Annotated in this window: 14 protein-coding genes; 5 read left to right on the top strand and 9 right to left on the bottom strand. The window is 66.5% G+C overall.

Annotated features, from left to right (window positions below):
* Positions 1-328 (top strand): response regulator (locus Q0P59_RS18070; RefSeq protein ID WP_295008973.1); only part of this gene is annotated, 328 nt, incomplete at its 5' end.
* Between the two features lie 5 nt (positions 329-333).
* Positions 334-1,221, top strand: coding sequence for an alpha/beta hydrolase (locus Q0P59_RS18065; RefSeq protein WP_295008971.1), 888 nt, complete (start codon positions 334-336; stop codon positions 1,219-1,221).
* Positions 1,222-1,317: 96 nt separating this feature from the next.
* Here the strand turns inward: Q0P59_RS18065 and Q0P59_RS18060 are convergent, their stop codons facing one another.
* The 4 genes from Q0P59_RS18060 to Q0P59_RS18045 all read right to left on the bottom strand — a co-directional run bounded on the left by Q0P59_RS18060 (position 1,318) and on the right by Q0P59_RS18045 (position 5,814).
* Positions 1,318-2,949 (bottom strand): methyl-accepting chemotaxis protein, encoded by a 1,632-nt coding sequence (locus Q0P59_RS18060; protein ID WP_295008969.1) that lies wholly within the window; start codon positions 2,947-2,949, stop codon positions 1,318-1,320.
* 456 nt (positions 2,950-3,405) lie between these two features.
* A complete protein-coding gene (locus Q0P59_RS18055) occupies positions 3,406-3,609 on the bottom strand; it encodes a 4-oxalocrotonate tautomerase family protein (RefSeq protein WP_295008967.1) in 204 nt (67 codons plus the stop codon).
* A gap of 11 nt (positions 3,610-3,620) precedes the next feature.
* The gene (locus Q0P59_RS18050) at positions 3,621-4,604 is read right to left on the bottom strand and encodes an MDR family oxidoreductase (protein ID WP_295008966.1); all 984 of its coding nucleotides are present in this window, start codon (positions 4,602-4,604) and stop codon (positions 3,621-3,623) included.
* A gap of 13 nt (positions 4,605-4,617) precedes the next feature.
* Positions 4,618-5,814 carry a YbfB/YjiJ family MFS transporter gene (locus Q0P59_RS18045; protein ID WP_295008964.1) on the bottom strand — a complete coding sequence of 399 codons (1,197 nt, stop codon included), beginning with the start codon at positions 5,812-5,814 and terminating at the stop codon, positions 4,618-4,620.
* Positions 5,815-5,915: 101 nt separating this feature from the next.
* Between Q0P59_RS18045 and Q0P59_RS18040 the strand changes: the two genes are divergently transcribed.
* Positions 5,916-6,779, top strand: coding sequence for a LysR substrate-binding domain-containing protein (locus tag Q0P59_RS18040; protein ID WP_295008962.1), 864 nt, complete (start codon positions 5,916-5,918; stop codon positions 6,777-6,779).
* Between the two features lie 6 nt (positions 6,780-6,785).
* Here the strand turns inward: Q0P59_RS18040 and recG are convergent, their stop codons facing one another.
* Positions 6,786-8,825: an ATP-dependent DNA helicase RecG gene (recG, locus tag Q0P59_RS18035; RefSeq protein ID WP_295008960.1), complete on the bottom strand. Its 2,040-nt coding sequence runs from the start codon at positions 8,823-8,825 to the stop codon at positions 6,786-6,788.
* Positions 8,826-8,834: 9 nt separating this feature from the next.
* A complete protein-coding gene (locus Q0P59_RS18030) occupies positions 8,835-9,215 on the bottom strand; it encodes a RidA family protein (RefSeq protein WP_150429740.1) in 381 nt (126 codons plus the stop codon).
* Positions 9,216-9,269: 54 nt separating this feature from the next.
* Here Q0P59_RS18030 and Q0P59_RS18025 point away from each other — a divergent pair, with 54 nt between their 5' ends.
* Together Q0P59_RS18025 and Q0P59_RS18020 are read left to right on the top strand one after the other, a co-directional pair.
* Positions 9,270-9,614, top strand: a complete 345-nt coding sequence (locus tag Q0P59_RS18025; RefSeq protein ID WP_295008957.1) for a tetratricopeptide repeat protein — start codon at positions 9,270-9,272, stop codon at positions 9,612-9,614.
* A 78-nt stretch (positions 9,615-9,692) separates the two neighbouring features.
* Positions 9,693-10,025, top strand: coding sequence for a hypothetical protein (locus Q0P59_RS18020; RefSeq protein WP_295008955.1), 333 nt, complete (start codon positions 9,693-9,695; stop codon positions 10,023-10,025).
* A gap of 41 nt (positions 10,026-10,066) precedes the next feature.
* Here Q0P59_RS18020 and Q0P59_RS18015 read toward each other — a convergent pair whose 3' ends face one another.
* The 3 genes from Q0P59_RS18015 to Q0P59_RS18005 are packed head-to-tail and all read right to left on the bottom strand — an operon-like array spanning position 10,067 to position 12,608.
* Positions 10,067-10,873: an SPOR domain-containing protein gene (locus Q0P59_RS18015; RefSeq protein ID WP_295008953.1), complete on the bottom strand. Its 807-nt coding sequence runs from the start codon at positions 10,871-10,873 to the stop codon at positions 10,067-10,069.
* Positions 10,874-10,880: 7 nt separating this feature from the next.
* Positions 10,881-11,387 carry a DUF2802 domain-containing protein gene (locus tag Q0P59_RS18010; protein ID WP_295008951.1) on the bottom strand — a complete coding sequence of 169 codons (507 nt, stop codon included), beginning with the start codon at positions 11,385-11,387 and terminating at the stop codon, positions 10,881-10,883.
* A gap of 45 nt (positions 11,388-11,432) precedes the next feature.
* Positions 11,433-12,608, bottom strand: a complete 1,176-nt coding sequence (locus Q0P59_RS18005) for an outer membrane protein transport protein (protein WP_295008949.1) — start codon at positions 12,606-12,608, stop codon at positions 11,433-11,435.
* Positions 12,609-12,646: the final 38 nt, after the last annotated feature.

Genomic DNA, 12,646 nt, shown 5'->3' with positions numbered 1-12,646 from the left:
CCGCAACATGCTGAAGGCCACGCTGGAGCCGTCCGGTTATCGCATCCTCGAAGCGTCGGGCGGCCGCGCCGGCCTGGAAGTCGTCAGGCATGAGCCGCTCGAGCTGATCATCTGCGACCAGAACATGCCGGGCCTCGACGGCCTGGGCATGGTCAAGGCCGTCCGCGCCGGCAGCAACAACCGGAGCGTGCCCATCCTGGTCCTGACCACCGAAACCTCCGCCGAGATGAAAGCCGCCTTCCGCGCCGCCGGCGCCAGCGGCTGGATGTCCAAGCCCTTCACCCCGGAACGCCTGGAAACGGCGTTGAACAAACTGCTCGCCAGCTGATCTCGATGCGCCCCTCCCGCTCCGACCATCTCGACCTCCCCGACCTTCGCCTCCACGTCCGGCGCTGGGGCGACCCGCAAGCGCCCACGCTGTTCCTGCTGCACGGCTGGATGGACGTTTCCGCCTCCTACCAGTTCGTCGTCGATGCGTTGCAGCGCGACTGGAACATCGTCGCCCCCGACTGGCGCGGCTTCGGCCCCTCGCAATGGCTGAACCGCCCCTACTATTTCGCCGAGCACATGGGCGACATGGAGGCCATCCTCGACCATTACGCGCCCGAGGGGCAGGTCCGGCTAGTCGGCCACAGCATGGGCGGCATTCTCTCCTGCCTGTACGCCGGCATCCGCCCCGAGCGGGTCGAGCGCCTGGTCACGCTGGACGGCTTCGGCATCGCCCCGACGACGCCCGACATGGCGCCGGAGCGCTACCGGCAATGGCTGGACCAGACGCGCGAGGTGCCGAAGCTGCATGTCTACCAGGACCGCGCCGATTTCGCCCGCCGCCTGATGAAGACCGACCGCTTCCTGACCGCCGAACGCGCCGACTACCTGTCCCGCCACCTGGCCAAGATCGGCGAAGGGCAGAACAAGGCCGGCGAAAGCCGTCACGGCGTGATCTGGAACGGCGACCCGTGGCACAAGAACTTCTCGCCCTACCTGTTCCGCCTGGAAGAGTCGATGGCCATCTGGCGCGAGGTGCGCTGCCCGGTACTCTGGGTAGCCGGCCGCCAGTCCTGGGTGGTGCGCGATTTCGAGCAGCGCCCCGGCGATTGGGAAGCCCGCCAGGCCTGCTTCGCCAACATGAGCGAGCGCTGGATCGAGAACGCCGATCACATGCTGCACCACGACCAGCCGGAGGAAGTGGCGCGGCTGATCGAGGCCTTCATGGCCTGAGGCCGGCCATGAAAAAAGCCGCCCGCGGGCGGCTTTCTGCTTTTTGACGGGGGGGGCGTTGCGGCCGCCATCGGGCCACCGCAGCGCCAGCCCGCGTCAGGCGGTCTTGAAGCGAGAAACGGCGTTCAGCAGATCGCCGGCCAGATGGTCCAGCTGGCCGGCCGAACCGGCCACCGAGCTAACCGCCGACGAGTTTTCATCCACCATCTGGACGATCAGTTCGACGCGATTCGCCAGGTCGTGGCTGGCCGAAGCCTGCTCCTTCAGGGCGATCGCCACGTCGTCGATGACCGCGGTAACCTGCTTGGCGCCGTCGTTGATGGTGCCCATCACCGCGCCGGCCTGTTCCGCCATCTGCATCCCTTCGCGCATCTGGTCGACGGTGTGGGCCATGCTGCCGCTCATCCGGCGGGCGCGCTCCTGGATGCCGCTGACCATGCTGGTGATTTCCTGGGCCGAGGTCGTCGTCCGTTCGGCAAGCTTGCGCACCTCGTCGGCGACGACCGCGAAGCCGCGCCCGGTTTCGCCGGCACGTGCCGCTTCGATGGCGGCGTTGAGGGCCAGCAGGTTGGTCTGGTCGGCGACGTCCTTGATCACGTTGACGATGGTCGAAATCTTCTCGGACTCCTGATCCAGGGCGCGCGAGCTCTCGGCGCTTTCCTCGATGGTTTTCGCCACCCGGCCGATCTCGTCGAGCATGGCGGCCACCTGGCGGGCGCCGCTGTCGGCGCCCGTACTGGCGTTCTGGGCCATCTGGCGGGCATCCTGCGAAAGATTGGCGACGTGATTGATGCTCGCCGACATTTCCTCCAGCGCCGCCGCCATTGCCGACGAAGCCTCGGACTGCGCCTCGGAACTTTCACGCACCTGCTTGGCCGCGCCGCTGAGCAGGCCGGCGTTTTCCGCCACGTTGTCGGCATTGCTGCGCACCTGCCCGATGGCATCGCTCAGCGACTTGACCATCTGGGCGGTCGAGCTTTCCATCCGGGTCAGTTCATCCCGGCCGCTCTGCGTCACCTGCAGGCTGACGTCGCCGGTGGCGACCTTGTTCAGGGTGCTTTCCAGGCTGGCCATGGGAAGCGTGATGGAGCGGGTCAGCAGCCAGGCGCCCGCGACCGTCAGCAGCACGGCAACCAGCATCACGCTGATCAACGTGGTCTTCGCCCTTTCATACGACGCCTGGGCTTCCTTGATGGCGCTGACGTTCATCTCGTCCTCGATTTTGGCCAGGGCCTCGGTCGCCTCCCGCAGGCCTTTCAGGCGGCTCGCTATTTCCGGCGCCTTGGCCATGGCTTCCGCCGTCTTGCCGGCCAGCGCGAGTTCGCGAATGCTGTCGAAGAACGGCTTCACCGCGTCGCTCTCCGCCTTCATCTTGCTCATCTGCTCGAGTTCGTTCGGCTGCCCTTCATAGGCCTGGAACATCTTCATCAGCTTTTCGTGGCGCTCGGCAAACTGCCCGCGCAACTGGTTCAGGTGCTCGCTGGCCTTGTTTCTTTCCTCGGCATTGAGTGCCAGGACGATGTCGCGAATCGTGATAGCCTGGACATCGACGTTGATGCGCAAACGCAGCGCCATGTCCTTTTCGACGTCGTTAATGCTGGTGATTTCGTTCAATTTGCCATTGATCGTTCCCAGTTCCCTGATGCCGGCCGCGCCGACAATCACGATCAGCAACAAGAGAATGGCATAGCCGATGGCCAGTCTGGCCTTGATGGATGTATTACGCATTTTGTCTCCGAAAAATGATTTGCTTATCGAATTCATTTATTATTTTCGGTATTGCTGATTTTTATATTAATTTAGTTTTTCGCGTTGGAAAAGCCCCCTTGCAAAATACTGCTTATATCGATTTTTCATAATGCACGTCACACCCTGACCGATTGCTGACGACCCTTCAATTGCTTCCGCTGCCACAATTGAAAACGCCCGATGAAGTTCATCGGGCGTCTTTGTCGTTTGACCGGCAGGCCTGTCGAGCTGTCGCAACTTAGTGGTAAGCCTTCCTCGAAGCCAGCTTGGAGGCCATGAAGCAGGCCAGGGTGAAGATGACGACTGCGAAGCCGATGCCGAAGTAGGAAAGCTCGTCCATGAATGCCTCTGTTGGGTTTGGGTTTATTAGAGGCGAAGTAGACAGCGGCAGCGAAAAAAGTTCCGCGCCGCCATCAATTTTTTACGGCGCCTGAATCACTCCCCGCGCGCCCGGCGCACCGTGACCGATTCGCCGCCGACACCCCAGTTATCGGTATCCACCTCGTCGATGACGACCACCGTCGTCTTCGGGTTCTTGCCCAGCACATCGACCAGCAACTGCGTCGCGCCCTGGATCAGGCGGGCCTTCTGCTCGGCGGTGACGCCTTCGCGGGTGATCTTGATATTGACGTAAGGCATGGCCGCTCCCTTCAGCGATTGACGTCGACGACGACGCGGCCGCGCACCTTGCCGTCCATCAGGAGGGCGGCGGTCGGAATCGCCTCGGCCAGCGACACCTCGTGCGTGATCATGGCCAGCTTGGCGACATCCAGGTCGCGCGCCAGGCGCTCCCAGGCGAGCAGCCGCTCCGGACGCGGACACATCACGCTATCCACCCCGACCAGCGTCACCCCGCGCAGGATGAAGGGCGCCACGCTGGACGGAAAATCCATGCCGCCGGCCAGGCCACAGGCGGTGACCACGCCGCGATAGCGGGTCGTGGCGCAGATATTGGCCAGCGTGTGGCTGCCCACCACATCGACCGCCCCCGCCCAGCGCTCCTTGCCGAGCGGCTTGCCGGGCGCCGAGAAGGCGCCGCGCTCGAGCACTTCGGCAGCGCCCAGCTGCTTCAGGTAATCGGCCTCTTCCGGCCGGCCGCTGACCGCGACCACGGTATGGCCGAGCTTGCTCAGCACGGCGATGGCGACGCTGCCGACGCCGCCCGCCGCACCGGTGACGACGATCTCGCCGTCGCCCGGCTTGACGCCGTGGCGCTCCAGGGCCATAACGCAGAGCATGGCGGTATAGCCGGCGGTGCCGATGGCGACCGCCTGTTGCGCCGAGAAGGCCGCCGGCAGCGGCACCAGCCAGTCGCCCTTGAGGCGCGCCTTCTGGGCCAGGCCGCCCCAATGCGTTTCGCCGACGCCCCAGCCGTTGAGCACGACGCGGTCGCCGACCTTGTAGTCAGGGTTGGCGCTGGCTTCGACCGTGCCGGCGATGTCGATACCGGGCACCATCGGAAACTTGCGCACCACCGGGCCCTTGCCGGTGATCGCCAGGCCGTCCTTGTAGTTCAGCGAAGAGCATTCGACGCGAACCGTGACGTCACCCTCGGGCAACTGCGCCTCGTCGATATCCTTCACCGCCGCGCGGTAACCGGCTTCGTCCTTCTCGATCAGGATTCCCTTGAACATCGCTTACTCCGTATCAGTTTTGCAGGCAGGGGGCCGGCGCCGCATCCCGTTTTTCCACGACTTTCAGTATAACCAGCAGCACGACCCCAACCACCATCACGCCGCCGGCCAGATACAGACCGATCGAATAGTTGCCCAGCCGGGTCGCCAGCCAGCCAACGATGGCCGGCCCGATGATCTGCGCCACGCCGTAGGAAAGCGTCATCCGGCCCATCATCTTGGCCGGCCGCGTCGGGTAGTAGCGCCCGGCCATGGTCAACACCAGGCTGACCATGCCGATGAAGGTTCCGCCGAAGAGCAGCGCGCCGAACAGGGTCGGCAGCAGCCCGCCGACCGCCACCGGCAGCACGATGCCGACGATCTGCAGCACGGCGGCGAGGATCAGGGCGTTGAGGTCGCCGGTGTAGCGGGCGATCAGGTCCCAGTTGAAGGCCGCCGGCGCCGCCGCCAGGCCGATGGCCAGGAAAGCCAGCGCCCCCTGCCCGGCCAGCCCGGGCAAGCCATCGACGATGGCGACGATGAAGGTGGCGCTGATCACGTAGCCGAAGCCGGCGCAGAAATAGGCGGCCATGAACAGGCGCAGGAACAGCGGGCTGGGCGGGTTGTCGCGCATCGGCTCGCCGCTCTTGGTGACCAGGCTGGTATCCGGCGCCGGCAGCCAGGCCAGGGCGGGAACGATGAGCAGGCAGCCGATGGCCGTGAAGGCGAACCACTGCTCGCGCCAGTCGAAGCTGCCCACCATCGCCCATACCGCCACCGAGCAGCCGGCGATGCCGAGCCCGATGCCGGCGAAATGGATGCCCAGTTCCGGCCGGTGGTTGTGGCGGATCAGCCAGTTCAGGATCAGCCCGGTACCGAGCAGCATGCCGGCGGCGCTGGAGAGGCCGGCGATGAAGCGCGACAGGGTCCACAGCCACGGGTCGTTGGTCAGGCCCATCATCGCCGTGCTGACGATGGCCACCACCAACCCGATGCGATAGAGGCGATCCTTCAGGACCAGGTCGCTGATCACCGAGGCGACCAGCGCCCCGCTCAGGTAGCCGGCGTAGTTCAGCGCCGCCAGCCAGCCGGCTTCGGCCAGCCCCAGCCCGGCCTGTTGCTGCATGATCGGCAGCAGCGGCGTGTAGGCGAAACGGGCGACCCCGAAGGTCAGCAGCAGGCTGAAAATCCCGGCGCTCAGCACCTTCAGGCGCGCGCTCTGCGAGTTCATGGCTCTCTCCTTTTTTGGCTTGAGCCGACACCATATCCGCGCTAAATTATCGGCACAAATGATTTGTTTTGAACAGATCGTTCTTTTATTGAGATATATCGATGGAACTGATCGCCCTCCGCACCTTCCAGGCCGTCGTCGAAGAAGGCGGCATCCTGGCCGCTTCGCGCAAGCTGAATACCGTGCAGTCGAACGTCACCGGCCGGATACGCAAGCTCGAGGAAGAGCTGGGCGCCGAACTGTTCTTCCGCAAGGGACGCGGGCTGGAACTGGCGCCCTCGGGCCGCGTCCTGCTCGACTACGCCCGCCGCATGCTGGCGCTGGAAAGGCAGACGGCGAGCGCCGTGCGCCAGGCCGGCGAAAGCGTCGGCGAGCTGCGCATCGGCTCGATGGAAACCTTCGCCGCGCTGCACCTGCCCGGCGCCCTGAAGGCCGTGCGGGCCAGCCACCCGCGCCTGGAACTGCGCGTGTTCACCGACACCACCAGCAAGCTGACCGGCAAAGTCCTCGACCACAAGCTCGACTGCGCCTTCGTCGCCGGCCCCGTCGTCCATCCCGAGCTGCGCTTCGAGGAACTGGTGGTCGAGGAACTGGTGCAGGTCCACGCCGCCGGCTGCGATCCGGTCATGCTGCCGCTGATCATGTTCCGCGAAGGCTGCGCCTACCGCACCCGGGCCATCGCCTGGCAGCGCAAGCAAGGCCACGCGCTGTCCGATGCCATGGAGTTCGGCACGCTGGAAGGCATCCTCGGCTGCATTGCCGTCGGCCTCGGGTGGACGCTGATGCCGCGCCGGGTCGTCGAGCAGTCGGCGCACGCCGCCGACCTGGTCATTGAAACCGTGCCGCCGGACATAGCCCGCATTCCGACCGGGATGATTTCCTTGCGCGACGGCCCGCGCCTGCCGGTCCTCAAAACGCTGAGCGAAGGCGTGGCGGCCTCGGCCCGGCGTCCCCTGGCCGCCTGAAGCCCCTCAGGACTTGAGCAGTTCCTCGCGCGACCCCAGCCAGCGCTGCAGGTGCTTCTCGGCCAGGGCCGGATGCGCGGCCAGCATCTCCTCGGCCACTTCGCGCGCCATGTCGATCAGGTCGGCATCCATTTCCAGGTCGGCATAGCGCAATAGCGGCACGCCGCTCTGCCGGCTGCCGACGAATTCGCCGGGACCGCGGATCTGCAAATCCTGGCGGGCGATCTCGAAGCCGTCGGTGTTCTCGAAGATGATCTTCAGGCGCTGCCGGGCGATTTCGCCCAACGGCCCGGCATAGATCAGCACGCAGCTCGATTCGGCCTGGCCGCGACCGACCCGCCCGCGCAGCTGGTGCAGTTGCGACAGCCCAAAACGCTCGGCATGCTCGATGACCATCAGGCTGGCATTCGGCACGTCGACGCCGACTTCGATCACCGTCGTCGCCACCAGCACGTCGATGTCGCCGGCGGCGAAGGCGGCCATCACCGCCTGCTTTTCGTCGGCCTTGAGCCGCCCATGCACCAGTCCGACGCGCAGCCCCGGCAGATCGGCCGACAGCTGCTCGTAGGTATCCTGCGCCGTCTGCAACTGCAGGGCTTCCGACTCCTCGATCAGCGGGCAGACCCAGTAGGCCTGCCGCCCCTCTTCGACATGCTTGCCGATGAAGCCGACCACGTCGCTGCGCCGGTTGTCGGCGACCAGCCGGGTCTTGATCGGCGTCCGCCCCGGCGGCAGTTCGTCGAGCACCGTCACGTCGAGGTCGGCGTAATAGCTCATGGCCAGCGTGCGGGGAATCGGCGTCGCCGACATCATCAGCTGGTGCGGATTGTTGCCCTTCTTGCGCAGCGCCAGGCGCTGGGCGACGCCGAAACGGTGCTGCTCGTCGACGATGGCCAGCCCGAGCCGGGCGAAATCGACCCCGTCCTGGATCAGCGCATGGGTGCCGACGACCAGTTGCGCATCGGCCGCCGTCGCCGCCAGCTGTTCCCGCCTGGCCTTGCTCTTCAGGCTGCCCGACAGCCAGGCGACGCGCACGCCGAGCGGCGCCAGCCAGTCGCGCAGCTTCAGGTAATGCTGCTCGGCAAGGATTTCGGTCGGCGCCATGAAAGCCGCCTGCCAGCCCGCCGAAATCGCCTGGCAGGCGGCCAGCGCGGCGACGATGGTCTTGCCGGCGCCGACATCGCCCTGCAGCAGGCGTTGCATCGGGTAGGGCTGGGCCAGATCGGCGCCGATCTCGGCCATCGCCCGCGCCTGTGCGCCGGTCAGGCCGAAGGGCAAGCTGTCGAGCAGGCGCGCCCCGAGGTCGTCCCGCGCCCGCAACACCGGCGCCCCCTGCTCGCGCCGGGCCAGGTAGGCCCGACGCAGCGACAGCTGCTGGGCCAGCACCTCGTCGAACTTGACCCGCCGCCAGGCCGGGTGGTTGCGCGCATGCAGCGTATCGAGCTCGGTCCCCGGCGGCGGCATGTGCAGGAATTTGAGGCTGCGCCCCAGGCCGGGCAGCTTGAGGCGCTGGCGCAGTTCGTCGGGCAGGGTTTCCGACAGGTCGCCGGCCACCAGCGCCTTGCCGATCAGCTTCTGCAGCGCCGAGCTGGACAGCCCGGCGGTCGTCGGATACACCGGCGTCATTTCCGTCGGCAGCGGCTCGTCGTCGGCCACCTTGCGGAAGCGCGGGTGCACCATCTCGGCCCCGAAAAAGCCGCCGCGCACCTCGCCGAACGCCCGGATCCGCGAGCCTTCGCTCAAGGCCGCCTGCTGGTTCGGATAGAAGCTGAAGAAGCGCAGCGTGATGTCGCCGCTGTCGTCGCCGGCCCGCACCACCATCTGCCGGCGCGGCCGGTATTGCACCTCGTTGCCGTGCACGACGACCTCGACCTGCACCGGCTCGCCGCCAAAGGCACGGTTCACCGGCGTGACCCGCGTCTCGTCCTCGTAGCGCAGCGGCAGATGAACCAGCAAATCGGCCTCGCTGTGGAGGCCGATCTTGGCGAGCTTCTTGAGCAGGGCGTCGGAAGCGCGAATCGGAGCCGGGGCTCCGCCGGTCGTCATGCGTGGCGATCAGCCGATGAACATCACGGCGTCGGCCTCGACCAGCGCGCCGCGCGGCAGTTCCTTGACGCCGACGGCAGCGCGGGCCGGGAAGGGCTCGCTGAAGTAGCGGGCCATCGTTTCATTGACCTTGGCGAAGTTGGCCAGGTCGGTCAGGAAGACGTTGAGCTTGACGACATCGGCCAGCGAACCGCCGGCGGCTTCGGCCACGGCCTTGAGATTGTCGAAAACGCGAACGATTTGCGCTTCGATGCCGTCTACCATCTGCATGGAGGCCGGATCGAGGCCGATCTGCCCCGACAGGTAAACGGTGTCGCCGACGCGCACGGCTTGCGAATAGGTGCCGATGGCGGCCGGGGCGTTCGGTGTGGCGATGATGGTCTTGGCCATGGGAAACTCTTCCTGTCCTGTTTTGCGAAAACCTTATTTTAGCCCCGACCCCACATGAACCCACGCATCGAATCCCTGGAAAAAATGCTCGACGGCCCGCGCGACGGCGCCCTGCTCCGCTTCTCGCTCGGCAACGAATACCTCAAGGCCGGCGCGCCGGACAAGGCGGCCTCCAGCTTCCGGGCCGCCGTGGACCGCGACCCCGCCTACTCCGCCGCCTGGAAGGCGCTCGGCAAGGCGCTCGTCGAGGCCGGCGACGACCTTCTCGCGCTGACGGCCTACGAACGGGGAATCGCCGTGGCCGAAGCCAAGGGCGACATCCAGGCCGCGAAGGAAATGAATGTGTTTGCCCGGCGCATCCGCAAGGCGCACGAAACATGCGACACGCCGCCCGCTTAACGAATTGTTACAAGCCTGCGTAGGCCCGACGCGACGCCGCTGCGTTATTTGCTTACCCAAGCACGGAATATCGCCACCATGAACCGCAAGTCGCTCGCCCTCCGCCTTACTCTCGCCGCCGCATTGCTGGGCGGCCTGAGCGCCTGCACCGTCGTCCCGACCTACCCGGTCGGCTACCAGCGGCCACCGCCGGCCTACGTCGAGACCTACCCGGTCTACGGCTATCCGACGACCAGCATCTATTACCAGTCGGGATATCGCTACTACGACGGTTACGGCGACCGCCGCCACGACCATCGCGGCTACGACGACCGGCGCGGCGGCTACGGCATGCCGCTGCCGCCGCCCCTGCAACTGCATCGCGATGTGCGCCGCAGCCTCGGCCTGCCCCGCTTGCCCGGGATGCCCTGATCAGGCGTTTCGCCCGGCGCTTTGTTGCCGGTGAAAGCGGACTACTGGTTTTTGCCGCGCGGCGGCACCAGGATGGTTTCGACCCCCAGCTCCTTCAGCTTCGCCTGTGCCGCCTCCGCTTCGTGCTTGGTGCGGAAGGGGCCAACCTGAACACGGGTTTCCAGCGTTGACGGCACTCCGCTCAAGGTCAGCCGGGCATGCAGCTCCTCCGCCCGCTGGGCGCTGGAAAACACGCCGGCCTGCAGAACGAAGCCCGAAAACAGCCGGGAAACCGTAGGCGGCAGGATCGGCGCCACGGGCCGGGGCTCGACGAGGCGCGCCACCGGTCTGGCAGGTGTCGGTGCCGGTGCCGATTCCAGCGACGGCGTCGGGCGCGGCGCCGGGCCGGTCGGTTCCGCCGACCCTTCGGCGATCGGTTTGGCCGGCGCGGGAGCGACGACAGCCGGGGGATGCGCCGGCGCCAGCCGGTGACCGGCCACCGGGGCCGACGGCCGTTGATCGGCGCGCACTTCCGGCTTGCTGTCGACGGGCGCGGCAGCTTGCGCCTCGACCGTGGGCGGGGGCGGCGTCTCCACAACTGCCTCGGTTTTTTCGGGCGCCGGAGGCTCGGGCAGGTTTTCCGTCGGGGTGACCGGTTGCGACACCGCTTTCTGCGGCGCCACCGGGACAGGCTTGGTAAATACCACCGCTTCCGAGTCTTCGGGCGGGTTCGCGAGGTAATCGAAGAAAGCCAGGACGCCCAGCAGCATGGCCACCAGCACGCCCGCCACCGCGAGCCGTTTGCTCAGCTGGCCACGCAATTCGCCTGCGGCGTTGTCGTTATCCGGTCCGTTCGATTGTTCCGCCATGCCTGCCTCAACGCTCCTGACTCTTGGCCAGCGCGACGACCAGATCGGCCTCGGCCCGCGCTATGCCGCAACGTTCCGCGATGGCCGCCGCATCGTACCCGGAAACCGCCAGCTGCATGGCGTCGCCGTAAATCGGCGAGACCGTCTGGCAGGCCCTCAGGGAGGCCAGCTCATGATGCATGTCGGCGCGCAATGCCGCCAGTTCGCCACGCACCGCATCCACCTCGTCGCGCAGCTGGGCCAGCTCCTGCTCGAGCCCGGAGCGCAAGACTTCCCGGCCCAGGTGCAGCGGCGCATCGTCCCGGTCGGGCTCCGGCGCGGCTTCGTCATCCGGGGCCGCCGGCCCGCTTTCGTCCGTATCTCCGGCCTCGGCCGCCAGGGCCGGCGCCGGCTCCTGCTGTGGCGGGGACACCTGCTGCCGACGCAAATGGCGCATGCGGAGCACGACGAAGAGCATGTAGAGGGCGACCAGCGCGATCAGGACGATCAGCGCCTCGCGCATCCCCAAGCTCACGCCCGCCAGCTCCAGTGTCGGCACCCCGAACGCTTCCGCTCTGGCTTAGAAGCCTACCGAGTACTGCACGCCGACGATATGGGCGCCCGCATCGTAACTGCCGCGCAGGGTCGTCCCGTTCTTGTTCATGTTGATGTCGGGATCGCGGACGTAGAGGTAGCTGTAGCCGAGGTCGATCTTGCCGTAGCGGCCGGTATTCCATTGCCCGCCGAGAGACAGCCACAGGCGGCTGTTGTCCGGCACGCGGGCGGAACGATCGGAGTCCTTGACCGGCGTGCGGTCGTAGGCGATGCCGAACTTCAGCTTGGCCGCGTCGCTGGCCTTGTAGGCGGCGCCCCAGGCGACGCGCCAGGCGTTGTCATAGTTGAACGATTCCGTGCCCAGCGTCGCACCGCTGGCGCGACTGACCACGTTCAGCGAGCGCAGGGTGCCCCAGCGGGTGTAGGACAGATCACCCATCGCTTCCCAGCGGTCGGAGACCTGCTGCCACACCGACAGGATGGCGGTATCCGGCAGTTCGACGTCGGCCCTGAGCGGAATCGTTCCATTCATCGTTCCTTCCAGGGTGTACTTGATGGAGGAGCGATAGGACAGGCCCACCCGCATGGCGGGCGACAGCGTGAACAATGCGCCGACGTTCCAGCCCCAGGCGGAGTCGTCGCCCTTCAGGCGGGACAGCGAATTGGTCAGCTCGGCATCGATTTTCTGGTAGTTGACGCCAAAGCCGAGGGACAGCTTGTCATTGACGCGATAGGCCACCGACGGGTTGAAGTTGATCGTGCGTATCTCCGACTTGATCGACTGGCTACGTCCGATCCAGCCGCTGTCGTACTCGGTCGCCAGGCCGAAGGGTGCCGAGACGCCGAAGCCCAGGGAGAGGCGGTCGGTCACGCGGCCCGACAGGTAGAGATTGGGTACGGCATGCCAGCCACCGGCATCGCCGCCGTTGTTGCCCGTAGCGCTCGAGCCGTCATTGCGGAATTCATAGCTCGGCCCGACCCCGACCACCCCGGCCGAGAGCTGGAAGCCGGTCAGTTGCGTCATCCCGGCCGGATTGAAGAACACGGTGCTGGCATTGTCGGCCACCGCCGCCGAACCCGCGTAGGCGTTGCCCAGGCCGCTGGCGTTTTGCTCCCAGAGCTGGAACGCGGCGGCGGAAGCCATGCCGGAAAAGGCCAGCAGCATCAAGGCCGGCACGGTACGCAAGGTGAGTTTGTTCATGGGGTGGCTCGCTAGCGGGCGGGTGATTGATTAACCGT

It is taken from the genome of uncultured Dechloromonas sp. (assembly GCF_945957265.1).
GTDB lineage: Bacteria > Pseudomonadota > Gammaproteobacteria > Burkholderiales > Rhodocyclaceae > Azonexus.
This window is presented reverse-complemented; position numbering and strand designations above follow the sequence as displayed.